The organism is Collinsella aerofaciens, assembly GCF_028207065.1.
GTDB classification, from domain to species: Bacteria; Actinomycetota; Coriobacteriia; order Coriobacteriales; family Coriobacteriaceae; genus Collinsella; species Collinsella aerofaciens_AR.
Window position 1 is genome coordinate 38,482 of the sequence record NZ_JAQLFP010000013.1, and the last position, 23,889, is coordinate 62,370.

At 59.9% G+C, this 23,889-nt stretch carries 19 protein-coding genes; 7 read left to right on the plus strand and 12 right to left on the minus strand.

The genetic code is table 11. The annotated features are described in order from the left end of the window. The first annotated feature begins 73 nt into the window (after positions 1–73). Positions 74–2,518, plus strand: a complete 2,445-nt coding sequence (locus tag PMX72_RS05265) for a DEAD/DEAH box helicase (RefSeq protein WP_271729324.1) — start codon at positions 74–76, stop codon at positions 2,516–2,518. 27 nt (positions 2,519–2,545) lie between these two features. Here the strand turns inward: PMX72_RS05265 and PMX72_RS05270 are convergent, their stop codons facing one another. The 4 genes from PMX72_RS05270 to PMX72_RS05285 all read right to left on the minus strand — a co-directional run bounded on the left by PMX72_RS05270 (position 2,546) and on the right by PMX72_RS05285 (position 7,039). After that, complete coding sequence (locus tag PMX72_RS05270) at positions 2,546–3,424, minus strand: spermidine synthase (RefSeq protein WP_089573329.1); 879 nt, start codon at positions 3,422–3,424, stop codon at positions 2,546–2,548. After that, on the minus strand, positions 3,425–5,332 hold the full coding sequence (locus PMX72_RS05275; protein ID WP_271729325.1) for an elongator complex protein 3: 1,908 nt from the start codon (positions 5,330–5,332) through the stop codon (positions 3,425–3,427). A 97-nt stretch (positions 5,333–5,429) separates the two neighbouring features. After that, on the minus strand, positions 5,430–6,326 hold the full coding sequence (locus PMX72_RS05280; RefSeq protein WP_271729326.1) for a DUF4097 family beta strand repeat-containing protein: 897 nt from the start codon (positions 6,324–6,326) through the stop codon (positions 5,430–5,432). Continuing rightward, positions 6,326–7,039 (minus strand): helix-turn-helix domain-containing protein, encoded by a 714-nt coding sequence (locus PMX72_RS05285; RefSeq protein ID WP_271729327.1) that lies wholly within the window; start codon positions 7,037–7,039, stop codon positions 6,326–6,328. Before PMX72_RS05285 ends, PMX72_RS05280 begins: the two co-directional genes overlap by 1 nt. Positions 7,040–7,306: 267 nt before the next feature. On the opposite strand from PMX72_RS05285, the gene PMX72_RS05290 reads away from it, so the two are divergent. The 3 genes from PMX72_RS05290 to PMX72_RS05300 all read left to right on the plus strand — a co-directional run bounded on the left by PMX72_RS05290 (position 7,307) and on the right by PMX72_RS05300 (position 12,128). Further along, positions 7,307–8,179 (plus strand): methyltransferase domain-containing protein, encoded by an 873-nt coding sequence (locus PMX72_RS05290; protein ID WP_117563514.1) that lies wholly within the window; start codon positions 7,307–7,309, stop codon positions 8,177–8,179. Positions 8,180–8,297: 118 nt separating this feature from the next. Continuing rightward, positions 8,298–9,137 (plus strand): tRNA (guanine(46)-N(7))-methyltransferase TrmB, encoded by an 840-nt coding sequence (trmB, locus tag PMX72_RS05295; RefSeq protein WP_271729328.1) that lies wholly within the window; start codon positions 8,298–8,300, stop codon positions 9,135–9,137. Positions 9,138–9,446: 309 nt separating this feature from the next. Continuing rightward, positions 9,447–12,128: a DEAD/DEAH box helicase gene (locus PMX72_RS05300; protein ID WP_271729329.1), complete on the plus strand. Its 2,682-nt coding sequence runs from the start codon at positions 9,447–9,449 to the stop codon at positions 12,126–12,128. Positions 12,129–12,208: 80 nt separating this feature from the next. Here PMX72_RS05300 and PMX72_RS05305 read toward each other — a convergent pair whose 3' ends face one another. From PMX72_RS05305 to PMX72_RS05330, 6 genes are all read right to left on the minus strand, one after another. Next, on the minus strand, positions 12,209–13,966 hold the full coding sequence (locus tag PMX72_RS05305) for a DUF2130 domain-containing protein (protein ID WP_271729330.1): 1,758 nt from the start codon (positions 13,964–13,966) through the stop codon (positions 12,209–12,211). 150 nt (positions 13,967–14,116) lie between these two features. After that, on the minus strand, positions 14,117–14,662 hold the full coding sequence (locus PMX72_RS05310) for a metallophosphoesterase (RefSeq protein WP_271746181.1): 546 nt from the start codon (positions 14,660–14,662) through the stop codon (positions 14,117–14,119). Positions 14,663–14,728: 66 nt separating this feature from the next. Then, positions 14,729–14,908 carry a hypothetical protein gene (locus PMX72_RS05315; protein ID WP_117582885.1) on the minus strand — a complete coding sequence of 60 codons (180 nt, stop codon included), beginning with the start codon at positions 14,906–14,908 and terminating at the stop codon, positions 14,729–14,731. Between the two features lie 18 nt (positions 14,909–14,926). Then, positions 14,927–15,253, minus strand: coding sequence for an HIRAN domain-containing protein (locus tag PMX72_RS05320; protein ID WP_161155165.1), 327 nt, complete (start codon positions 15,251–15,253; stop codon positions 14,927–14,929). A gap of 91 nt (positions 15,254–15,344) precedes the next feature. Next, entirely contained in the window at positions 15,345–16,724 is a 1,380-nt protein-coding gene (locus PMX72_RS05325; protein WP_271729334.1) for an aldehyde dehydrogenase, read from the minus strand. Positions 16,725–16,732: 8 nt separating this feature from the next. Further along, positions 16,733–17,953 (minus strand): iron-containing alcohol dehydrogenase, encoded by a 1,221-nt coding sequence (locus tag PMX72_RS05330; RefSeq protein WP_117786339.1) that lies wholly within the window; start codon positions 17,951–17,953, stop codon positions 16,733–16,735. 256 nt (positions 17,954–18,209) lie between these two features. On the opposite strand from PMX72_RS05330, the gene PMX72_RS05335 reads away from it, so the two are divergent. After that, positions 18,210–18,770: a ferritin family protein gene (locus tag PMX72_RS05335; RefSeq protein ID WP_022094328.1), complete on the plus strand. Its 561-nt coding sequence runs from the start codon at positions 18,210–18,212 to the stop codon at positions 18,768–18,770. 241 nt (positions 18,771–19,011) lie between these two features. On the opposite strand, the gene PMX72_RS05340 is transcribed toward PMX72_RS05335, so the two are convergent. Further along, on the minus strand, positions 19,012–19,878 hold the full coding sequence (locus PMX72_RS05340; protein ID WP_118226448.1) for a hypothetical protein: 867 nt from the start codon (positions 19,876–19,878) through the stop codon (positions 19,012–19,014). Between the two features lie 555 nt (positions 19,879–20,433). After that, entirely contained in the window at positions 20,434–21,873 is a 1,440-nt protein-coding gene (gene pdxR, locus PMX72_RS05345) for a MocR-like pyridoxine biosynthesis transcription factor PdxR (RefSeq protein WP_271746182.1), read from the minus strand. A 145-nt stretch (positions 21,874–22,018) separates the two neighbouring features. On the opposite strand from pdxR, the gene pdxS reads away from it, so the two are divergent. After that, positions 22,019–22,909, plus strand: coding sequence for a pyridoxal 5'-phosphate synthase lyase subunit PdxS (pdxS, locus tag PMX72_RS05350; RefSeq protein ID WP_022094325.1), 891 nt, complete (start codon positions 22,019–22,021; stop codon positions 22,907–22,909). 20 nt (positions 22,910–22,929) lie between these two features. Beyond that, a complete protein-coding gene (pdxT, locus tag PMX72_RS05355) occupies positions 22,930–23,517 on the plus strand; it encodes a pyridoxal 5'-phosphate synthase glutaminase subunit PdxT (RefSeq protein WP_271729336.1) in 588 nt (195 codons plus the stop codon). The last annotated feature ends 372 nt before the right edge of the window (positions 23,518–23,889 follow it).

Consider the following 23,889-nt stretch of genomic DNA (forward strand, 5'->3'; position numbering starts at 1 on the left):
GCAAACGCCGATGTTGCAAGATATCGAGCCGTTGCCCGTTGCGTTGATCAGCCCGTTGTTGAGAGGAGGTCCCATGAACGCCTTTGACCGATATGCCCCGTTTATCCAAGACTTCATCTACTCCCACGATTGGGAGAGTCTGCGCTCCATCCAGGTTGCGGCGGCAGATGCCATCTTCAACACGCAAGACAATGTGCTCCTGACGGCATCCACGGCATCTGGCAAAACTGAGGCGGCCTTCTTTCCCATCCTGACCGAGTTTTGGGAGAACCCGCCCGCGAGCGTGGGCGCCCTCTACATTGGCCCCCTCAAAGCACTCATCAACGACCAGTTCGTTCGCCTCAACGACCTCTGCGAAGAGGCCGATATCCCTGTCTGGCACTGGCACGGCGATGTCTCGCAGTCGCACAAGGCCAAGCTCATCAAAAAACCGAGCGGCATCTTGCAGATTACGCCCGAATCACTCGAGGCGCTCCTGATCCATAAGCACATGGCGATCCCGCGCATGTTTTGCGACCTGCGCTACGTGGTCATCGACGAGGTCCACTCGCTCATGCGCGGCGACCGTGGCGGGCAGACGCTCTGCCTTGTCGAGCGACTCTCGCGCATGGCCGGCGTGCAGCCCCGCCGAATTGGCCTTTCGGCCACCATCGGCGACCCCGAGCGCACGGGTGCCTTTCTCTCACAGGGAACGGGGCGCAACTGCGTTATCCCCCGTTTTGAGGAACCGCGCCGCGTGTGGCGCATCTCCATGGAGCACTTCTATAACTCGGGTCCCCAGGCGCAGCAGCGAGGATTCGAGAGCGCAGGTCCCCAAGAGGCCGAGGTGCTTGCGTGCGAGCACATCGAGGCGGCGACGCCCACGGCACTACCCACCGGCACCCAGGACAGACGTCACAGCGGACAACTCACGCAGGAGGAGCGCCGCCAGCGTCGCGAACAGGCACAGGACAAGGCTACTTCCAGGGATCGCCGCGCTTCCTCGGCCCCCGAGGGCGAAGTCGACATCCCACGGGCAACCGAACAGGCACTTCTCAACCCCACCGACACCGCACCCGACAACGCCGACCCCGGCATGGGCTACATCTTTGAACATACCCGCGGCCGCAAGTGTCTGGTCTTTGCCAACTCGCGCGAGGAGGCAGAGGCCGTGTGCTCCATGTTGCGCAGCTACTGTGATAACCGGCACGAGCCAGACCGCTTCCTTATCCATCATGGCAACCTCTCGGCATCGCTACGCGAGACCGCCGAGGAGATCATGCGCGACGAGGAACAGGCGCAGACAACCGTCACCACCTCCACGCTGGAGCTCGGCATTGATATCGGTCGCCTGGAGCGCGCGTTCCAGATCGATGCACCGTTTACCGTCAGCTCCTTTTTGCAGCGCATGGGACGCACGGGACGCCGCGATCTTCCGCCCGAGATGTGGTTTGTCATGCGCGAGGAGGAACCCGAGCCGCGCACGATGATGCCCGAGACCATTCCGTGGAAGCTCCTCCAGGGCATCGCGCTCGTACAACTCTATCGCGAGGAAAAGTGGGTCGAGCCGCCCGAGCTCGATCGACTCCCCTACAGTTTGCTCTATCACCAGACCATGTCGACGCTCGCCAGCACCGGCGAGCTCACACCGGCCGAGCTTGCTCAGCGTGTGCTCACGCTCAGCTATTTCCACCGCGTCTCAGCCGATGACTATCGCATTCTGCTGCGCCACCTCATCAAGATCGACCACATCCAGGCCACCGAGGGCGGTGGGCTCATCGTGGGTCTCGCGGGCGAGCGCATCATCAACAACTTTAAGTTCTACGCTGTGTTCCAGGAAAACGAGGAGTTTACCGTTCGCAGCGAATCGGCCGAGCTGGGCACGATCGTCAATCCCCCACCGCCCGGTGAGCGCATCGCCATCGCCGGACACTGCTGGATTGTCGAGGAAGTGGACTGGAAGCGCCACACTGTCTTTGCCACGCAGGTCAAGGGCCGGGTGCCGGCCTACTTTGGCGACTGCCCCGGCGACATTAACACGCATGTGCTCGAGCGCATGCGCCAAGCGCTCACTGAGCACGCAGCATATCCGTACCTTATGGGTAACGCACGGGCTCGCTTGGCGCAGGCTCGTCATACCGCCGAGATTTCGGGCGCGGGAACTAAGCCGCTCATCAACCTGGGTGGCGACACCTGGGTGCTCTTCCCCTGGTTGGGAAGCTACGGCTTTTTGGCGCTCGAGCGCATGCTCAAGATTAAATGCGCCGCGGAGCTGGGCCTTCGCGGGCTCGATCCGTCGCGTCCATACTTTATGCAGTTTAAGATGAAGGCCGATGAGGAGACGTTCTTTGAGGTGCTCGCCGCCGAGGCTGAGAAGGACTTCGACCCCATCGAGCTCGTCTATCCCGGCGAGGTGCCTTACTTTGACCGCTACGACGAGTTTGTTCCCGAAGAGCTCGTGCGCAAGGGCTTTGCCGAAGGCGTGCTCGACATAGAGGGCATGAAGCAGCGCGTTCACGGCTGGCGCGACCACGCCTAAGACCAGTCTTTTTTGGGACGGGGAGACTTACTTGTCGTGAAGGACGGTGCCGAGGAAGTCGGTGTCGAAGGGCACGGCTTCGGCAAAGGCGTAGTCGCCGTCGCTGGCGATGAGCAGGTAGTTTTCCTCGCCGCTGAACTTCGCATCGCCACATGGGACCACCCAGGCGTGGACGAATACCTCGAGCGCCGTGGCAGCGCAGTCGCGAAGGAACGTCACATCGCTCCCCTCGTTTGCGCTCACGATATTGGCCACGTAGATACCCCCGGGGTTCAGGCTGCCCCGCACCAGGCGCAGCGCCTCAACGGTCGCCAGCTCGCGCACGGGCTCGGCACCGCCAAAGCAATCGCTCACGACCACGTCGTAGCGACGATGGCCCACGCTCGTCACACCCAGATACGAGCGAGCCTCAGCGGTAATCACCCGCAGGCGATCGCCCACCGCGTGCTCCAGTTCATCCAGATAGAACCAACGGCGCGCCAAGCGCGTTATCTCTCCGTCATACTCGATGACGTCCATGCGCAGGACCTTGTGCGACATCAGCGCAAACTTGGGATAGGCAAACCCGCCGCCACCTAGCATAAGCATACGGTTGATACCGTGACCATAAGCGTCGCGCATCACATCCTCGGCCTCAAACACGTCGTCAAACGCGCGATAGTACGCAAAGACGGGCTCCGCCCAGCGCTCGCCAACGTAACTCGCGCTTTGGTAGACGCCGCCTTGCACCAATACGCGAACTTCGTCGCCGCCCTCATCGTGCACGCGCTTCACACGTGCCAGCCCATTGCGGGTCCTCGCGACCTGCAGACAGGCAGCACGAACAGCGACAGCGGCCGCACCAAGCGCCGCGGCTCCCAGAGCAACGCCGGCAACGACGCCGGCAGAAACACTCGGCTTGTTCATCTAGAGCTCCTTTTGCAGATAAAGGCCATGGTCATAAAATCCAAGATGGCGATAGTACTCGCGCGTACCGATCGCGCTGATCACGTTGATGTACGTATAGCCAGCGTCCCGAGCTATCTGGCACGCACGCTCCACGAGCAAACGTCCCAATCCATGGTGCTGCGCTGCCTGGCCCTGATCGCCCACGCGCGCCGCCATGCCATACACGTGCACCTCACGAATCATCGCCTCGTCCGGCATCGTCGGCAGCTCGTCCGCATGTGCGGCAACAAAAGCGCGATCGGGCAGCGACAACCGCAAAAAGCCCGCGATCTTGCCCCGCGGCGTCACCCACTGCAAAAAGCGCTCGTAAGTCACCGGCGTCTCGTACGCTACCTCCTCATCAAGAGATAGCTCATCCAAGTCGGCACCCGCCGTGCTGATCTCGCGATAGCGAATCTCGCGCACCGTCGCACCGTCACCCCAAACGGCCAAGCGATTTTCGACGAGCTGACGCAGGTTGGGTTTCTTGTTGCCCACCATGATGTCGTCGGAACTAAAGTCGCGGATCATGCGACTGATGCGGCAGAACGCCGGCGTCACCACGATGTCATCGGCCAGTACGTCGAGCAGCTCTTCCTCGGTATAGGGGCGCCACTCGCCACGCTCGTAACAGCCCACCAGGCGCGAACCCTCGATGAGCGCACACGGGTAGACCTTGACCTCGTCGGGCATAAAGGCGCCCTCGGTCATAAAGCGCTCGTAGTCGCGCTTGTCACCCTCGGGCGTGGCGCCCAGCAAGTTGAGCATAAAATGCGCATGGATCTTAAAGCCAAACAGGCGCGCAAGCGAAAACGCGCGCTCGATCTGCGCCACCGAAATGCGACGCTCGTTGATATCGAGCAGATGCTGGTCGAGGCTCTGGATGCCCATCTGAATCTTGGTACAGCCCAGACGACGGATGAGCGTGAGCGCCTGCGGTGTTACAGCATCGGGACGCGTTTCGATAACGAGCCCGACCACGCGATGCTTCGCCGTCTCGTTGATGCGCTGCTGCCGCTCGAGCTCCTCCATCGTCGCCGTCTGCCACTCGGCGACCTCGCCCCAGGGCGTACCGGAGCCGTACAGGCGACGCACTGCACGGTTATAGCCACCCACGGCAGCATCCACACGCTCCTGCTCGTCGGTAACGCCGCTCGCAAGCTCGGCCTCGTCTGTCGCAATGCCGGCGGCCCGATAGCGCTCGCGGCGCTCTGCTACCACAGGCGGCAGGGCATCGGCGGGAGCGTCATCGAGCAGACGCCCCGCCTCGGCACGGCTGATGCCCGGACGCGCCAACATGGGGTTTGCCGCCACGCCCGCCACCGCATCATCATTGAGCGCACGGAAGAGCTCCGACATAAACCATGCCTGATACCCTTGCGAATAGTCGCTCCAGGTACCGCCGAGCACGATGAGCTCGATCTTGTCGGCCGCATGCCCCATCTGCGAAAGCGCCGTCAAACGGGCGCTCACCTGCAGATACGGGTCAAAGCAATTTTGCTCTGCACGGGCGCACGCCGGCTCGGCGTGCAGGTAGCTTTTGGGCATGCGCAGATCGTTGGGGCAAAACAGGCAATCGCCCGAGCATGGCCAGGGCTTGGTGATGACGGTAATGGTCGCCACGCCCGAGGCCGTTCGGCGCGGCTTCATACGCAGCACCTGCAGCAGTTGGCGTTCCAGATCGGCATCGACATTCCATCCAGCCCAACGAGCCGGCTCCTCGCGCTTCACCCGCTGGTAAAACGGCAGCAGGCGGCGCTTGGCCAAATCGCGTTTGTCGGCGCCCTCACGGCGCGCCTCAGCATGTATCAGCTTGACGAGTGCCTTGTCGTCCACGGTCTCGCCGCGACGCAGAGCCTCGAGTATGTTCAAAATAATCTGTTCCATGCCCCCATTGTAAAGGCAAAGGCGCCGGAGCCAGTCACGGCCCCGGCGCCTCCATCAAAGAGCATGCCTATATGCACCGACCTCCGAAAACCGCATGTCACTCCGGATCGAACGACATGTCGCCCGAACCGACCTTAAAACGATACGTGGCAGACTTATCACCGTTGTCGAATTCAAGATTCAATATGGTCTCGCCATCGTAGCCAAGCGGAAGGAAATCGCTCTCGAAGTCACCGCTGCCCACGGTGAGGCTCGCCTTAAAGCCCGTAGAGTTCGGAACCGTTATCTCCACATCGCCCGAGTCCACGCTTACGTCCATAGACTTCGCGGGGGCCTGGTAGAGCTCGAACGTCACATCGCCCGAACCTACCTTGGCATTCAGGGTGTCGGTTACAGTACCCGCAAACTCGATGTCTCCCGAGTCCAAAGTCAAGTTGAGGTCATGACACGCAATGTCCGTGACCGTCAGGTCGCCCGATCCTACATTCGCTGTAATGCCCACCATGTTATCGGCAACTTCGCGCGGCAGTTCGACGGTAACCGTGCGGTCAATGGCGCGCTCGTCATCGCAATCGAACTGGCGAATCTTGAGCGCAGAACCCTTAACCACGGCCAGATTCTGGGTTGCCGCATCGTAAGCAGCTACTCCTTTTGCGACGCGGCCGCTCTCGATGACACGCACCTGCCCGCCGGAAACGCACTTGATCTCAACCTCACCCGATGTCACATCCAGGTCAAGGGACTGGAATGAGTCGGCATCAAACGTTTCGCTCGAAAGCTGCCGAGACTGAGCGGAATAGTTACCGCCATCCAAAGAATCGTCCCCGTCAACCACATCGTCCATACCGGACAAACCGGATGCAATATCGCCGAGATCCCACGGGCCATCAAAATGAAACAATATCCGCGAAGTGCCAAAGATAAGCCCGATGATGAGCACGAACGCTCCGATACCGACGCCCAGGCGGACCTTGGACTCATGCGAGAGCTTCATCATTCATCACCTTCTTTGGCGCTCGGCTCAGCGGCGGTCGAGGAAGCCACGTCAGTATCAACCGCAGCGGAAACATCCTGAGCCTTAGCCGCCTCCGGCGCCGGACCAACCTGAATATCCCCGCGTGCCCAATCGCCATCGAGCGCACGCGCCACCCAGTGATAGATGGGGATTGTAAAGAAGATCAGCGCGGCAAAGGAGCCACCAAACAGGAACATCAGCAAAAAGAACAGCAGCCAGCACACGGCCCAATACGGAAACGACTGGAACGGACCTTTCACCGGAGTCGAGCCAGCTGCGCCGCCACTCGTCACCTGCGCCGTAGCGGCATTGGCGGCCTGCGCGCTCCAGCTTGCCGCTTGCGCCGCCTTGGCGGCGGCATCACTCGCCTGTGTTGCCGCCTCGGTAGCAAGTGCCGCTGCCTCATGGGTACGGGCGCGCTCCGCTGCCTCGGCCTCGCGCTGACGGGCGCGGTCCTCGTTCTCAAACTCGATATCGTCCTCGATCTCATCGCTCGGATTAAGGAGTTCGTCCAAACTCACGCCATAGAGTTTTGCGAGCGAGATCAGGTTCTCGGTATCGGGCGAGCTCTCCGCACGCTCCCATTTACTGACCGCCTGGCGCGACAGCCCCAGCTTTCGCGCCAGCCCTTCTTGGCTAAAACCCTTGCTGCGACGAAGGTCGGCGAGCCGCTGCGCAGTTTCTACATTCATGGTTCCTCCTATGCGATGCCAGCCGTGCCGCCGGACCGTTTTTGTTCTTAAGGCGCCTTGCACAGTTAAAAATCTATCCGCCACCGCCAAAAGCATGCCACCTATTCTAGTGAGATTTTTGACAACCGGCGGTTGCGGGCATATATGAGCTGCGGAAATGTGTCCAAACAAAGCAATGACCCGCAGCTCGGTTGTCCCCGTTGCGGCGTTAACGGTAGTATGGTCGTACTGTTTATTCCGCACCGCCAACGGAGGGAGTTCCGCGCCGTGAACCGCGATTTCGCCTCATCGCTCATTCAGCTCAACAATACGTTCTATCGCGAGCACTCCGCCTCCTTCTCCGATACGCGCCAGGCACCGTGGCCCGGCTGGGTACGCACCATGGACATAGCGCTCGAGCAGCTCGACGTCGCCACGATCGAGCATCCCGTCCGCGTCTTCGATCTTGCCTGCGGCAACATGCGATTCGAGAACTTTGCCGCCGGCGGCGCACTTTCCGCCAAGGGCGTCGACGGCGCAAACCCCTCGGCAGATGCCAGTTGCCCGTTTGAGTTCTATGGTGTTGACTCGTGTCAGGATTTGGCTATCGATGCGCACGGTCACGCCCTGCGCATTCCCAACCTGCACTTCCAGGAACTCGACGTACTCGATGCCCTCATGAAGCTCAACCCCGCCGAGACACCCGACGTGCTTTTCGACGCCCCGCTCGCCGACATCTCGGTCTGCTTTGGCTTTATGCACCACGTGCCGTCGTGCGAGTACCGCGTACGCGTGCTCGACGCCCTGGTGCGCCAGACGCGCCCAGGCGGCATCATCGCCATCAGCTTTTGGGAGTTTATGAACGACGAGCGCATGGCGCGCAAGGCCGTTCGCGCCGAAGCCCGCGCCGAGCTCACCCCGCCGTTTGAAAGTTACGATTCCGCGCAGTTTGAAGCCGGCGACCACCTCATTGGCTGGCAAAACGACCGCCACGCCTACCGCTATTGCCATCACTTTGACGATCAGCAGATCACCGACCTGGTGCGCGGCGTGCGCACATTCTACAAGAGCGGCGAGGTCCCCGTGCGCGAGCTTGAGCGCTTCCATGCCGACGGTCGCAGCGGCGAGCTCAACCGTTACGTGATTCTCAAGCGCCTGTAGGCATCGGCGACTTGCCGCCGAGCCGCACCGCAACTTTCGGGCAAGCTATGCCCCACCCTTTTCAACCCATTGATGGAACGTGCTGCCATGCGTTCCATACTCATGATCAAGGAGCCTCATGGGAGCCGTCCACGTTCGCACGCCTAAGAACTTTGTGCTCGAGGAGCGCCTGGAGCGCTACGCCGATGCGATTGAGACGAACCCCGAGGCCTATGCCGGAGATTGGCGCGAGGCTTGCGCGCCAGTTGGCAGCAAGCCCTTCGAACACCTTCACCTGGATCTTGGCTGTGGCAAGGGAACGTACCTTGTAGAGCGCGCGGCCCACGAGCCAAACACCCTCTTTATCGGTATGGACCAGGAGCCCATCTGCATCGCCTATGCCGCACAGAAAATCTGCGAGCAGGAGCTGTCCAACGCACTCGTCCTGCCCCGAGGCGCCGCATCGCTGCCGCAGCTGTTTGCCGCAGGCGAGCTCGATGCCATTACCATTAACTTTCCCACGCCGCAGCCCAAGGCCAAGTACGCCAAAAAACGACTCGTCCATGTCGACCATCTGATGCTCTACCGCCCGCTCTTTTCAGTCGGCGCCACCGTCACACTGCGAACCGACAGTAAGCCATTGCGCGACTACGCCCTGGGGCAGTTTGCCGCGGCCGGCTACGACACGCTTTGGGTAAGCGACGACGTCCGCCGCGACCATCCCGAGCATCCCGAGACCGAGTACGAATGCCGCACGCGCGAGATGGGTGCCGTCGTCTATGGCATTTGCGCCACACCCGGCGCGCAGCCCAGCAATGAACAGCTCGCGGCGGGCCGCGCGCAGGAGCAAAGCCTTGCCTGCTACCTGCCCGAAAACCTCGATGAGCTCACCTATGTACCTCTGGGCATGGAAGAGGCCGTCGAGAACTTTAGAAACCGCGCCCGCAAAGGCAAGAAGCGCCTGCCGCAAGAGTCCTAGGGGCTTCTGATGGTCGCGGCGTCGGCAAACAAGCGCAAATTGGCGCCAGCGAACGGCCCTCAAACCTAAGTGAGTAGACTTTTTTGCAATAGCCAGGCACAGCCCGCATAGCGAAACATAAAACCGCAGGTAGAACCCTTGCGCAAAAGTCATGTGCTCGCAATATCGCAAAAAGTCTACTCACTTGGCTAGCGACTACACTAAACGGCTGGGCAGAACGCCCATTTCCTGCATTTTCTTGCCTGCGAACGCATCGATGCGACGCTACGCCATAATAGTTGGCGGACAATCGCGAGAGAAAGCAAACACATGGCACAGACCACGACAGATATCGCCGCCAGCACCGTCTCCGGTGCCGGAGCCGCCAGCTCATTCTCGGGCGGCACGGGAACCGAAGCCGAATTCGGCTCACTCGGTGCGCTCTCCCCCACCTGGTGGGAGCCCGAGGACGGCAGCGAGCCCGAACCGTGGCTCACGCCCGACCAGGCCTTCGAGCGCTTCTTTGAATGGACGAGCGATCGCGGTATTGAGCTGTGGGACCACCAGGAAGAGGCCCTCATGGATCTAGCCGCCGGCGATCACGTCATTCTGGGCACGCCGACCGGATCGGGCAAGTCGCTTGTCGCGCTGGGCATGCTCTTTATGGGCATGGCACAGGGCAAACGCTGCTATTACACGGCCCCCATCAAGGCTCTGGTCAGCGAGAAGTTTTTCGACCTTGTGCAGGTGCTCGGCCGCGATAACGTCGGTATGATCACCGGCGACACGCATGTCAACACCAAGGCGCCCGTCATCTGCTGTACGGCAGAAATCCTCGCCAACGACGCACTACGCGAGGGCGAAGATGCCGATGTTGGCTGCGTCGCCATGGACGAGTTCCACTACTTTGCCGACCCCGATCGCGGTTGGGCCTGGCAGGTGCCGCTGCTCACCCTGCCTCACACGCAATTCATGCTCATGAGCGCCACGCTCGGCGATGTCACTGCCATCGCCGCCTCACTCGAGGAGCACACCGGCGCTGCTTGCGACTTGGTCGTCGACGCCCCGCGTCCTGTTCCGCTGAGTTACGACTATGTGACGACCTCCCTCGAGGGCACGGTCGAGCTCGCCATACGCCGCGACGAGGCCCCACTCTATATCGTGCACTTTAGCCAGGATGCCGCACTTGCGACGGCACAGTCGCTCGCCAATTTTGGCATTGCCAGCAAGGAGCAGCGCGAGGCCATCAAGGAGGCGGCCAAGGGCACGAGCTTCTCGACGGCCTTCGGCAAAATCCTCAAGCGCTTGCTCGGATGCGGCGTCGGCGTGCACCATGCTGGCATGTTGCCGCGCTACCGCCTGCTGGTCGAGCGCTTGGCGCAGCAGGGCCTGCTACCCGTCATCTGCGGCACCGATACGCTCGGCGTCGGTATCAACGTGCCCATCCACACCGTGGTGCTCACCGCGCTCACCAAGTTCGATGGCTACAAGATGCGTCGTCTGCGCGCCCGCGAGTTCCATCAGATTGCCGGTCGTGCCGGCCGCTCGGGCTTCGATACCGAGGGCATGGTCATCGCCGAGGCACCCGAGCACGAGATCGAGAATGCCAAGCTTATGGCCAAGGCGGGCGACGACCCCAAAAAGCTCCGCAAGATTAAAAAGAAGAAGGCCCCCGAGGGCTTTGTCACCTGGAACAAGCAGACGTTCGAGCGCCTGATCGAGACGCAGCCCGAGACACTCAAGCCGCGCCTGCGCATCACGCACTCCATGGTGATTAGCGTGGTCGAGCAGGGCGGCGACGCTCGCGCCCGCGTGCACGACCTCATCGAGACAAGCCTGCAAACACCCGAGGAAAAGGCAAAGCTCGAGGTTCGTGCCGACGAGATCTTCGCCACGCTCATCGACTCCGGCGTCGTCGTGCGCACCGAGGTGCCGCCCGCACCCGACGCTCCGGCTGACGCCGCGCCGGACATCGACTACGCGCTGACGGTCGACCTGCCCGAGGATTTTGCGCTCGATCAGCCGCTCTCGCCGTTTTTGCTTGCCGCGCTGGAGCTGCTCGACCCCGAGAGCGAGACCTATACCATGGACCTCATCTCGATGGTCGAGGCTACGCTCGAGGACCCCAAGCAGGTATTGCGCGCACAGGAGCGTGCCGCGCGCGATCGCGCTATGGCCGAAATGAAGGCCGACGGCATCGAGTATGAGGAGCGTCTGGAGCGTATTCAGGACGTCACGTACGAAAAACCGCTCGATGATTTGCTCGACGCCGCTTTTGACAAGTACTGCCAGGAAGTACCCTGGGCAAACGACTACCAACTCTCTCCCAAGAGCGTTCTGCGCGATATGCTGGAGAGCGCGAGCGATTTTAAGGGTTACATTCAAAAGCTCGGCATCGCCCGCTCCGAGGGCATTCTGCTGCGCTACCTGGCAGAGGCTTACCGTTCGCTCGACCGCACCGTGCCCATTGAGAAGCGCGACGAGCGCCTGCGTGACATCATTTCGTGGCTCGGCTTTGTGGTGCGCTCGGTCGACTCGAGCCTGGTGGACGAGTGGGAGAACGCCGGCAACCCCGCTGCACTCGACGCCGCACCGCCGCAGGGCATCGATGAAGTCGTGGAAGACCGCCGTGGCTGCACCCTGCTGGTGCGCAACGCGCTCTTCCGCCGCGTGACCCTTGCCGCCCGCGAGCACATTCGCGACCTGGGCGAACTCGACGACGACTGGGGCATGAGCGAGATCCGCTGGCAAAAGGCCCTCGATGCCTACCATGAGCAGCACGAGGAGATCCTCACCGACGGAGACGCCCGCAGTGCCGCAATGTTTTCCATCGATGAGTCCGACGAGAAGACCGCGCACGTATGGCACGTGCACCAGATCTTTGCCGACGAGGATGGCGACCACGATTTTGGCATCATGGGCGACGTCGACCTGGATGCCACGCAAGACGGCGGCGAGGTCATCTTCAAGAACTACCGTGTCGGCTTTATCGAGGACCTGCTCGAAGACTAGCCGGGCGCAATGGGGCGAAACGAAGCGGGGCCGCTGGCAACATCGCCAGCGGCCCCGCTTTTTGCGCGATACGCTATCCCCTACTCGGCATCCTCGACCTCATACGAATCCGCCTCGGCTGGCTCATCGTTTGTCTCTGGCGCAGCCCCGCGTGCCTCGTCAAACGCCGCCTTCATGGTCTTGTTGCCCCACGTGAGCTTGCGAATGGTAAGATCGTCGGCTTTCTTGTTGGCAAGGCGCAGATTGTTCTCGGAGGACAGCAACGCCTCCTTGGTTTTCTGCAGATGGCTAATCGTCTTGTCGATCTCATCGATCGCCGTTTGGAACTTGCGGCTCGCGATCTCGTAGTTGCGACCGAAATCATTCTTGAACTTTTCCATCTTGGCTTCGAAGTTCGTGACATCGATATTCTGCTGTTTGTACTCCGCTAGCTCCTGCTTATAGCGCAGCGAACCCATGGCGGCATTGCGCAGCAGCGTAATCATGGGAATGAAGAACTGCGGGCGGATCACGTACATCTTCTCATAGCGGTAACTCACGTCGACGATGCCCGCGTTATAGAGCTCACTCTCAGGCTCCAGCAGGGTGCAGAGCACCGCATACTCGCAGCCTTTCTGGCGACGATCGTGATCGAGTTTCTTAAAGAAGTCCTCGTTTTTATGCTTGGTCGCGGTCTCGTCGTTCTCGTTTTTCATCTCGAACATAATCGAAATGACCTCGTTGCCGCTCGCGTCACATTCGCGGAAAATAAAGTCGCCCTTGGTGCCCTCGGACGCATCGTTATCTTTCTCGAAGTACGCATTGGGAAACGCCGTCATGCGCAGACGGTTGAACTCGGTCTCGCAATGCTGCTCGAGCGACTCGCCCACCATCTTGGTAGACAGGCGAACCTTCATGTCCTTAAGGCGCTCAATCTCTTCATCCTTGTAACGAATCAGGTCATCGCTCGCGCGCTTGGCCTGCGCAAGCTCGAGCTCGTGTGCTGCTCTGGCCTGTTCCTCGCGCGAATCGCGCACCGCCAGCTCGCTCGTGAGCTTTGCGCGGGCCTCATCGCGCTCTCGCTCCGCCGCGGCGACCGCCTCCGATAGGTTCATTTTTGCCATCAGTTCCTGCTCGCGCAGCTGGGCGCGCAGGCCCTCGGCCTCCTGCTCAGACTGAGCCTTTGCGGCGGAAAACTTCTCCTGCACCTTCGCGCGGTAGTCTGTGAGTGTGCGTTCGGCCTCGCTGCGAGCGGCATCGAGCTCACGCTGAGACTCGGCCGCGGCAGCGGCAAGCGCCATCTCCTGGGCCTTGTCCGCCGCGGCGAGCTTGGCCTGCAACTCGGCAATCTGGGCATCTCGTGCAGCTACATCGTTTTGAGCAGCATTGCGCGCCGCCGACTCGGCAAGCTTGGCTTCGTCATCCTTGCGCCCCAGCTGCGCACGCAAGTTGTCGATTTCGCGCTGGAGCTCGGCATTCTCCTTTTGAGCGTCGGCACGGGCCTCAACCGCCGCGCGCTGGGTTGCGCTCTCGCGCTCTGCGGCAGCGCCCTCGAGCCTAGCGTGCAGCTCGGCAAGCTCCGCATCGCGCTTGGCGAGCTCTTGCGCCAGCTGTTGAGCTGCGGCGTTCTTCTGCTCGACAAGCTGAGCATCGCGCTGAGACTCTGCCTTTTGCAAAGCAGCCGTCGAGCGTGAGCGTTCAAGCTCCAACGCCTGCTCGCCCTCGCGCTGGACTGCCTTCACACGCTCGTCCAGGTCGCGCGAGAACTCGGCATCGCGCACCTGCTTGACGATATCCGCATAACCGGACGCATCGACCTTAAAAACTTCGCCGCAATGCGGGCACTTGATCTCGTTCATGGCAGCTCCTCGATGGACGCAAATTTCAACCGACTACACTCTACCGCGCCGCACGGACAAAAAAGGCGCCGCCGCCATAATGGCAACGGCGCCAGAACCGCCACAAAGGGGACAGGCACCTTTGTGGTGGTTTGTGTGGTGGTTCGAGAATTACAGCCCAAAGAAGTCAAGGATTTGATCACGGCTTACGGGCTTGTAATCGTTGGCATCGAGACCGACATCATAGCGAAAGATAGGGCGCTCGCGATCGCGGTTGCGCGCGTTGGTGCGGTCTCCCCTGCTGTGGATATGCCCGTGCAGCATAATGGCGCCGCGTGCCTTACCATTCCAGCTGAGCATGGGGTAATGGCTCAGTACCAGCCTGTGCCCGCGAGCATAGCCGGGCGCAATCTCAAGATAGTCGCGTACCTCATCCCAAATGCGCGGCGCGTCCGGATTTTCCCAGTCGCCGTCATGGTTACCACGGACGAGCGTCACATTCTTGCATTCGATACGCTCGCGCAGGCGCACCGCCTCTGCCAGGGGCAAACGATAGGTAAAGTCTCCCAAGATATAGAGGCGGTCGTCCACAGCCACGCACTCATTGATGGCATCGATGACCTTGCGGTTCATCTCCTCGACCGAATCAAACGGCCGATCCATGTCGTGCAAGATATTCGTATCGCCCAGGTGCAGGTCGGCGGTAAACCACATCATCGTCTCTGTCCTCATTTCGCAACGCATCAAACTCGTGCTAAGTATACAGACACAGCGATGCGGCGGTTAGCCAAAGAGCCCGCCGAACAATCCTCGGCGGCGCTTGTCCTTTTTATTCGAATCTTTTCCCGGGGTGTTCTTATCCTTTTGCTTTTTGCGGTCCTGCTCCAACTCATCGTCATCAAGTAGCATATCCCACTCAAACGGGTCATCCGTCAGATCGAACAGATCATCGTCATCAAACATGGCAGTCCCCATTGCCGACTAGCGAGCATCCACCACGTAGAGTCCAACGCGAACCTGATGCCACGGGCTGCGCTCGGGAGCAACCTGTTGCACGTGGGCCTCAAATACGTCCTCATGGCCGTAATACATCATCAAGGACAGCGGGCCGACCTCGTTTCCCGGAACATAGCCAAGTTTGGTCTTGCCATAGTAGATCGCAACCGCCTCGGGGTCATGGGGATTATCGCGCTCGGCACACAGCGTCAGTTTATCGCCCGCTTTAAGATCGCCTAGGACCAAAGCGCCGTCGGCATATTGAAATCCTGCGATATGAAACGACAGAAGAACACGTGAAGGCTCGTACATGGCAACTCCTCTAACGGCCGGATAAACCAGCGTTTGACCTTATCGAGAAGTCTACGGGCCCGTGCGGACATAAATTCATCCTTATCTGATTCTAATGCACAAACATGCGCACGAACTTGTGCTTCCAGCTTGCATAAGGGGCATAGCGGAATGGCACGTCCAACCACGTTGCCTTGTTCACGATGCTCTTCTTGTGGCTAAACGTATCGAAGCTCTCGCGTCCATGGTACTGTCCCATACCGCTCGCCCCCATGCCGCCAAAGCCCATATGGCTCGTGGCCAAATGCATAATGGTGTCATTAACACAGCCACCACCAAAGGGCACGTAACGCACAAAGCGCTGCTGAACCGCACAGTCCTGGCTAAAGATATACAGGGCCAGCGGCGTCGGACGATCCGTAATAAACGCTTCGGCCTCGTCTAGGCTCTCAAACGTCAGCACCGGCAAGATGGGACCGAAGATCTCCTCCTGCATCACGGCGTCATCGGGGGTCACGCCGTCCAAAATCGTCGGCTCGATCTTGAGCGAAGCCTCGCGCGCGGCACCTCCAAGCACGACCTTATCGGGATCGATCAGCCCGCGCACGCGCGCAAAATGCTTGGCGTTGACGATATGCCCGTAGTCCTCATTGTCGAGCGGATGCTCGCCAAACATGCGGCGGACCTCCTCCTTGATGAGGCCCAGCAGCTCGTCGCGCACGCTCGTATCGACCAGCAGGTAGTCGGGTGCCACGCAGGTCTGCCCCACGTTGAGCCATTTACCAAAGGCGATACGCCGTGCCGCAACCTTCAAGTTTGCCGTCGCATCCACGATGCAGGGACTCTTTCCGCCCAGCTCAAGCGTCACGGGCGTAAGGTTTTTACTTGCGCGCTCCATGACGAGCTTGCCGACCGGAATGCTACCGGTAAAGAAGATCTTGTCCCAGCACTCGTCGAGCAGTGCTTCGTTCTCGGCGCGACCGCCCTCGACAACCGTCACCAGGCACGGATCAAATGCCTCTTCACAGATTTGCTTGAGCACCGCGCTCGATGCCGGAGCATATGCGCTCGGCTTGGTGACCACGGTATTGCCCGCGGCAAGGGCGCCGGCGAGTGGCTCGAGCGTCAGCAAAAACGGGTAGTTCCACGGAGCCATGATGAGTGTGACGCCATAGGGCACGGCCTGCGTCTTGCACACACTCACGGCGTTGGCGAGGTCACACGGACGCAGACGCGGGCGACTCCATCGAGCCACGTGAGCGATCTGATGACGAATCTCGGAAAGCGAGGTGCCGATCTCGCACATATAGGCCTCGTCATGCGACTTTCCCAAATCGGTCTTGAGCGCATGGGCGATATCGATCTCGTGTGCCCGCACCGCCTCGCGCAGGCGCACGAGGGCGCGGCGTCGAGCATCGACATCAAACGTGGCGTGCGTCTTAAAATAGGCGCGCTGATCGGCAACGATGCGCGCGATTTCCTCGGTGTTCATGGACCCTCCTAGTTCTCGTCCTCAAACATACCACCTGCGATAACTTCGTACATATGCTCGAGTTCCAAACGGTCCATTAAAAGCGGAACGGGGTACAGGGGATTGGCCTCGGCATCGGCGTGCGTTGCCATTTCGGGAATGTCGGAGCGGCGAATGCCTGTCACATATTTGGGGATACCCAGGGCAACGTTCATGCGGTCGACCCAATCGATAAAGGCCTCGGCCGCAAGACCGTCCTGCGCGGTAGCCGGCGCAATGCCCGCCATGCGAGCAAGATCGGCGAGCTTGGGGGCGGCGGCGTCACCATAAGCGCGGAGCATGTGCGGCAGGATGATCGCGTTGGCCAAGCCGTGCGGAATCCCGTATCGGCCGCCCAGACTGTGCGCGATGGCGTGAACGTATCCCACATAGGAGCGGGTAAACGCAACGCCCGCCTTATACGCCGCCGAAAGCATATTGCGACGCGCACGTATGTCGTCGCCATACTCATAGGCCTCGAGCAAATTGTCGTGGATGAGCTGCACCGCCTGGCGCGCCATCTTGCGCGTGTAGGGCGTGGTGCTACGGCCGATAAAGGCCTCGACGGCATGCGTCAGGGCATCCATGCCCGTCTGCCCCGTAATGGAGGCGGGCAGGCCGCGCGTAAACTCGGGGTCGAGCACCGCAAAGCGCGGGATAAGCACAAAGTCGTTAATGGGGTACTTGTAGTGCGACTCGTCATCGGTAATGACCGCTGCGAGCGTGACCTCGCTACCCGTACCTGCCGTGGTGGGAACGGCGATGAGCAGCGGCAGGCGACGATGAACGCGCAGCAGGCCGCGCATCTTGTTGATGGGCTTGTTTGGCTGTGCGATGCGTGCGCCCACGCCCTTGGCACAGTCCATGGCCGAGCCGCCGCCAAAGCCGATAATGGCCTGACAGGCGCTCTCGCGATACAGGGACGCCGCTTCCTCCACGTTTGAGACCGTGGGGTTCGCACGCGTTTCGGCATAGACCGTAACGCCAATTCCCTTGGACGCGAGCGCCGTCTCGAGCGGCGCCGTGAGCCCCAGACGGGCAATACCGGGATCCGTCACGATAAGAACCCGCTGTATCGAGCGCTTTTGAAGCACCGCGGGCACGTCCTCGGCATGCTCCAAAATGCGCGGCTCGGTATAGGGCAGGATCGGCAATGCGATGCGAAAAACCGTCTGATATGTTCGGCACCAGGCACGACGGGCTAGATGCATAAAGGAAACTCCTTCATTTGTTGATAGGTCAACATTTGCTCGACCGATTGTACTCATCGGAGGTCTCGAGCGGCCTGGCAATCGTTAATCAATCAACATCTTCACATGCCTAAAATTTTTTATTAAAAATCATTCCTAATAGGCTTCACATTTGGTTGCATTTATGGATAATAGAACTCGTCAAGACGCACGTCCGGAGAGGGCCCTTACGGGACCGGACGAGCGCTCCATCGCCATCGATCGAAAGGATCGAATCATGAAGTTTGTTTGCCCCGTTTGCGGTTATGTGGAAGAGTTCGACGGCGACCAGCTGCCCGAGGATTTCAAGTGCCCCCAGTGCGGCGTTCCCGGCTCTCGCTTCCTAAAGCAGGAGGAGGGTCAGCTCGAGTGGGCTGCCGAGCACGTCGTGGGCGTCGCCAAGATGGAGGGCGTCTCCGAGGACATCGTTGCTGACCTGCGCGCCAACTTTGAGGGCGAGTGCTCCGAGGTCGGTATGTACCTGGCCATGGCTCGCGTCGCTCATCGCGAGGGCTATCCCGAGATCGGCCTGTACTGGGAGAAGGCTGCGCACGAGGAGGCCGAGCATGCCGCCAAGTTCGCCGAGCTCCTGGGCGAGGTTGTGACCGACTCCACCAAGAAGAACCTCGAGATGCGCGTTGAGGCCGAGAATGGCGCCACCGCCGGCAAGACCGATCTTGCCAAGCGCGCCAAGGCCGCTGGCCTCGATGCCATCCACGACACCGTGCACGAGATGGCTCGCGACGAGGCTCGCCACGGCAAGGCTTTCGCCGGTCTGCTCAAGCGCTACTTTGGCTAAGCCAGCCGCCTGAGAGATAATCTCTAGCTCGATGAGGCCCGGACCGCATGGTTCGGGCCTTTTTCGTGACTCACGAACTTGTTAACGCCCTGAAACAGGACCGCCTTCGGCATCGGCTTCTCGTCAAAAACTAAGTGAGTAGACTTTTTTGAACTTGCCGAGCAGGCCATCCATATCACTTTATAAAGCCGCAGGTAAATGCCTTGTTACAAAACGGCCTGGTCACCAAAGTGCCAAAAGTCTACTCACTTAGAACCGCAGCCGTCCACGATCGAGCTGTTTTGTGTCTAACGGGCATCTTTCCGTCGATTACTCCCAATTTTGTCCAGTCAACGAATAGTTCGGACCGGAGTAATGTCTCAGCCCTTTGCTCATCTGAACTTTTATCACGATATTCAGCATCGAGCATCCTGCATACGGCCTTAACGATCGCGCGGAATTTATCCTCATCGAATATCTGTCTGTGTGTCAGGAGAAGTACATCGTAGCCCATGGCCTGAAGGGCCGTCATGCGGTCAGCGTCACGCAAGCCGTCCCCTGCGCGCCCGTGCGAGGCCTTTCCCTGACATTCAATGGCCACCTGTCGCGCTCCGTCCGGCGAAGACAGAAGCAGGTCGATAAAGACGCGGGACTTTCCCACAATCGCTCGAGCACTTGCACCTAGCCTCACTTCGACATTGAGCTCTATGCCGCAAAAACCTTCGCCCCCTAGTGTTCGCGGCAGTGCAAACAACAAATACGCCTCGACCTCAAAGGGCGATGCGGCGCCCAGCGGAACAAAACGCGACACCGCCATAAATCGCTTGCCGTACCGCATCCCGTAAACATCTGAACAAAAACGGTCGAGGTCTCCGCTCAAAACCAAAGCGTCGCGACGCCATAAATCTGAAGCGACGCCATCCTCGGACGGACAGCGTGTCCAGCCCGAAGTTGTCGGAATCGCGCCCGAATCAATTGCACGCGAAAGCTCCGCCTCGAGTGCCGCCGGCAGGGCACACACCGCAAACAAACCGCACATCTCCGCCAATACCAAAAGAAGCTGAAGATCCGTCAGATGCCGCAACATGATGAATGCCGTCAGTAGAGGAGACGTAATCAAAAAACCCATGCTCCGTTTCTAGCACGGATTCCCTGGGGAGCTCACCGAGAAACAGCCGCTGCCTCATGCCGGCAGGGCAAGTCCGCTTGTTTCTCGTTCGAACCAACGTATACAACGGAAAGCCGAGCGCAACCTTAGCCGTCGGGTTACGGACAAGGTCATATCGCTGCCGGTCTTCTTCCGGTCGTGGAAGCGGCGGACACAAAGCAAGGACTTGAGGGGGCAAGCGCCAGTACCTAAAAGCCGATATGTCACAAAGTAGATCCTTCATAGGCACAGGAGAACACGGATTTCAACCCTGGTACTCACGCATTGGCGCGAACGCACCGAAAAGGGCGTCGAACGGACTGTTAAGTTTTCAACAGCCCTCCCCAACTGGCCAAAAGCTTGCCAAGAACTGGACGGAGCGTTGTTGAAAACCCCGCTTCTTTTCTCATGCGGAAGCCTTGCGCGGCAAGTGAGTAGACTATTTAGGACCCGCCGAGCAGACCGACTAAACTGCTTCACAAAATCGCAGGTAGATAGCTTGCTACAAAACGGCCTGGTCCTCCTCACGCTAAAAGCCTACTCACTTAGGTTAGAGGGTGCGCCCATTAGCTGCGATTCCAGGGTATTTAGCTCATTTGGACTCAAATCGTCGTACTGGACAAGGATTCGAGTCGGGTTTGAAGATCCATGTGCGCCATCGGGACACCAAAAACAGTCATTGATATCGATGTAAGGGATGCTCGAGCGCGCGAGGGCGCGTGTAAAAGAGTTTCCGCCCGTATCGCACTCCGCAACTACGACGCAGTAGAGGCCGGCATCCGCGTGCTCAACCAAAAACTCCCCCGCCGGAAACGCCTTTCGCACAAGCGCCGTCAGGCCATCACGCGCCTCGCGAGCTCGAACGCGCACGCGGTTCACATGTCGCTCGTAATCACCCGATTCCAGCAAGCGAGCCAAAGCGACCTGGTCAACAGAACTCACCGACGAGGCGTAAAAACCAAGGTTGCGCCTAAACCGTTCCATCAGCTCATCAGGCAGGACCATATACGCCAAACGCAGGGCCGACGACAGACTTTTTGAAAAGGTGTTGGTGTAGATGACCGATTGGGCGGCATCGATCGACGCGAGCGCGGGAATCGGCTTGCCGGCAAGGCGAAACTCACAATCAAAGTCATCTTCGATGAGATACCGGTCCGGCTGCTCGGCGGCCCAGCTCAGCAGGGCATAGCGACGCGCAATGCTCGTCACAAGGCCGGTCGGATATTGGTGAGACGGCATCAGGTGAAGGACATCCGCCCCGGTTTTCTGCAGAGCACTCAAGTCCACGCCTTCACCGTCCAACGGGATATGACGCACTTCGCAGCCCATAGCCTGATAGATGCGCGTCAGGCGCAAATAGCCCGGATCCTCAACGGCATACACCTTGTCCGCGCCAAGCAGCTGAACCAACATGGTATCGAGCAACTGGGCGCCCGCACCGATAACGATGTTGTTGGGGTCGACATTCATACCCCTTGTCCCGCGCAGATGGTGCGCAATCGCACGTCGCAGCCGAGCGGTGCCCTGCGCCGGCGCGGGCGAAAAGATTTCGCGCTCGTCTTCGGACGTCAGTGTCGCCCGCAGCGTGCTTTGCCAAAGCCGCGCCGCCTCCAAAGCGGAAGGAGAAAGAGCCTCGAACTGCTCGGTCTGTCCGTCGGAATCATGCGCGCTGGGGCCAACAGAGACAGCATCTCGGTCGATATCCCCCGCGGCCAAAGACAAAACCGGTGCATCGGGAAGCTCGCACGCGTAGTAACCACGCCGCGGCTTTGAGCAAATATAACCCTCGGCAAGCAACTGGCTATATGCATTCTCGATGGTAATGACACTGATTCCCAGATGACTGGCAAAGGCACGCTTAGACGGAAGATGCTCCCCCGCCGCAATACGTCCAGCTACGATATCATCTCGAATTTGCTGGTAAACATACTCATAGAGCGATGCTTCGCCGCGGTTTTCCAAATTATAGTCAAGCATGAGTTTGTCACCTGACCTTATCGAGTCATTCAATCTGGTATTAGTCTAACCTTGTTATTATCTCGAAAACTGAGTATTTCGCCATGCCCAGCTCCCCGATAGGATATTCCGTCAAGCAATGCACATGCCAACCAAGGGAGCAACCATGGCAGAACAGACCAGCAAGGCCGATCGCGTTAAACTCAACCGCGAGCTCGCGCAGATGCTCAAGGGCGGCGTCATCATGGACGTCACCACGCCCGAGCAGGCACGCATCGCCGAAGAGGCGGGCGCCTGTGCCGTCATGGCACTCGAGCGCATCCCGGCCGACATCCGCGCCGCCGGCGGCGTGTCGCGCATGAGTGACCCCAAGATGATCAAGGGCATTCAAGAGGCCGTCTCGATCCCCGTCATGGCAAAGTGCCGCATCGGTCACATCGTCGAGGCGCAGGTCCTTCAGGCCATCGAGATCGACTACATCGACGAATCCGAGGTCCTCTCCCCCGCCGACGATGTCTACCACATCGACAAGACCCAGTTTGACGTGCCGTTTGTCTGTGGCGCCCGCGATCTGGGCGAGGCGCTGCGCCGTGTTGCCGAGGGCGCCACGATGATCCGCACCAAAGGCGAGCCGGGCACGGGCGACGTCGTTCAGGCCGTGCGCCATATGCGCAAGATCCAAAAGCAGATCCGCGACGTTGTTGCCCTGCGTGACGACGAGCTCTTTGAGGCAGCCAAGCAACTGCAGGTGCCGGTCGAGCTGGTCCGCGAGGTCCATGCCACGGGCAAGCTCCCCGTCGTGAACTTTGCCGCCGGCGGCGTAGCGACCCCCGCCGACGCCGCGCTGATGATGCAGCTGGGCGCCGAAGGTGTCTTTGTCGGCTCGGGCATCTTTAAGAGCGGCGACCCCGCCAAGCGCGCAGCCGCCATTGTCAAGGCCGTGGCAAACTTCACCGACGCCAAACTCATCGCCGAGCTTTCGGAGGACCTGGGCGAGGCCATGGTCGGCATCAACGCCGACGAGATCGAGATCATCATGGAGGAGCGCGGGCGCTAGTCCAACAGAAAGGATCGCACATGAGCGATTACGCAGACCAGACGGTCGCCGTGCTGGCGGTCCAAGGTGCTTTTGCCGAGCACGAGGCAAGCCTGTCCGAGCTGGGCGCACGTTGTATTGAGCTGAGGCAGGCGGCTGATTTGAAGCAGGACTTTGACCGTCTGGTACTTCCCGGCGGCGAGTCTACCGTTCAAGGGAAGCTGCTTGATGAGTTGGGCATGCTCGAGGAGCTTCGTACCCGCATCGCCAAAGGCATGCCCGTCCTGGGCACCTGCGCCGGCCTGATTCTGCTGGCTCACGACCTTGCCGCCCATGACGATAAGGGCACGCCGCGTTTGGCAACCATGGATGTACTTGTCGAGCGCAATGCCTACGGCAGGCAGCTCGGCAGCTTTCGAACCAAGGGGCAGGTAGCCGGCATCGACGGTGAAGTGCCGCTGACGTTTATCCGCGCGCCCCGCATCGTCGAGGTCCACGGCGACGCCAAGGCCCTAGCGAAAGTCGACGGGCGCATCGTCGCCGCCCGCCAGGGCAACCAGCTCGGTGTCACCTTCCATCCAGAACTCGACGACGACACCCGCCTCCACGAACTGTTCCTACAAATGTAGGCGGAATAGAAACGAGCGTGGATTTTCGGACACACAACAAATGAGAGTGGATAATCTCCCACTTTGAGCTTGAATGCAGACTCAAACCGGGAGATTATCCACTCTCATGCTATGTAGTCGTTGGGGACGTTCTTATATGTAGTCATTGGGGACGCTCTTAAACGACTAGTCAAACAAGAACGTCCCCAACGACTACATTGCGATAGACGACCACGTTTGCCCAGATAAAACCGACCAAAATAAACCTGTCCCTTTTTGGCAGGTTTTGATCAGGGCGACGCTGATGTTTCGGCAACGACAGACACTATGACCCAATCCGAGGGCACTAAAAAGATAGGAGCCCCCGCTCGTGACCGCGGGTCGGGGCTGCGA

Excerpts from the sequence above, each read along its gene's own strand:
- PMX72_RS05315 (WP_117582885.1), bottom strand. The coding sequence starts at position 14,908 with ATGTTTGATGACGATGATCTGTTCGATCTGACGGATGACCCGTTTGAG.
- PMX72_RS05285 (WP_271729327.1), bottom strand. The coding sequence starts at position 7,039 with ATGAATGTAGAAACTGCGCAGCGGCTCGCCGACCTTCGTCGCAGCAAG.
- pdxS (WP_022094325.1), top strand. The coding sequence starts at position 22,019 with ATGGCAGAACAGACCAGCAAGGCCGATCGCGTTAAACTCAACCGCGAG.
- PMX72_RS05270 (WP_089573329.1), bottom strand. The coding sequence starts at position 3,424 with ATGAACAAGCCGAGTGTTTCTGCCGGCGTCGTTGCCGGCGTTGCTCTG.
- PMX72_RS05300 (WP_271729329.1), top strand. The coding sequence starts at position 9,447 with ATGGCACAGACCACGACAGATATCGCCGCCAGCACCGTCTCCGGTGCC.
- PMX72_RS05265 (WP_271729324.1), top strand. The coding sequence starts at position 74 with ATGAACGCCTTTGACCGATATGCCCCGTTTATCCAAGACTTCATCTAC.
- trmB (WP_271729328.1), top strand. The coding sequence starts at position 8,298 with ATGGGAGCCGTCCACGTTCGCACGCCTAAGAACTTTGTGCTCGAGGAG.
- PMX72_RS05325 (WP_271729334.1), bottom strand. The coding sequence starts at position 16,724 with ATGAACACCGAGGAAATCGCGCGCATCGTTGCCGATCAGCGCGCCTAT.
- PMX72_RS05320 (WP_161155165.1), bottom strand. The coding sequence starts at position 15,253 with ATGTACGAGCCTTCACGTGTTCTTCTGTCGTTTCATATCGCAGGATTT.
- pdxT (WP_271729336.1), top strand. The coding sequence starts at position 22,930 with ATGAGCGATTACGCAGACCAGACGGTCGCCGTGCTGGCGGTCCAAGGT.
- PMX72_RS05330 (WP_117786339.1), bottom strand. The coding sequence starts at position 17,953 with ATGCATCTAGCCCGTCGTGCCTGGTGCCGAACATATCAGACGGTTTTT.
- pdxR (WP_271746182.1), bottom strand. The coding sequence starts at position 21,873 with ATGCTTGACTATAATTTGGAAAACCGCGGCGAAGCATCGCTCTATGAG.
- PMX72_RS05280 (WP_271729326.1), bottom strand. The coding sequence starts at position 6,326 with ATGAAGCTCTCGCATGAGTCCAAGGTCCGCCTGGGCGTCGGTATCGGA.
- PMX72_RS05335 (WP_022094328.1), top strand. The coding sequence starts at position 18,210 with ATGAAGTTTGTTTGCCCCGTTTGCGGTTATGTGGAAGAGTTCGACGGC.
- PMX72_RS05305 (WP_271729330.1), bottom strand. The coding sequence starts at position 13,966 with ATGAACGAGATCAAGTGCCCGCATTGCGGCGAAGTTTTTAAGGTCGAT.
- PMX72_RS05310 (WP_271746181.1), bottom strand. The coding sequence starts at position 14,662 with ATGATGTGGTTTACCGCCGACCTGCACCTGGGCGATACGAATATCTTG.
- PMX72_RS05275 (WP_271729325.1), bottom strand. The coding sequence starts at position 5,332 with ATGGAACAGATTATTTTGAACATACTCGAGGCTCTGCGTCGCGGCGAG.
- PMX72_RS05340 (WP_118226448.1), bottom strand. The coding sequence starts at position 19,878 with ATGGGTTTTTTGATTACGTCTCCTCTACTGACGGCATTCATCATGTTG.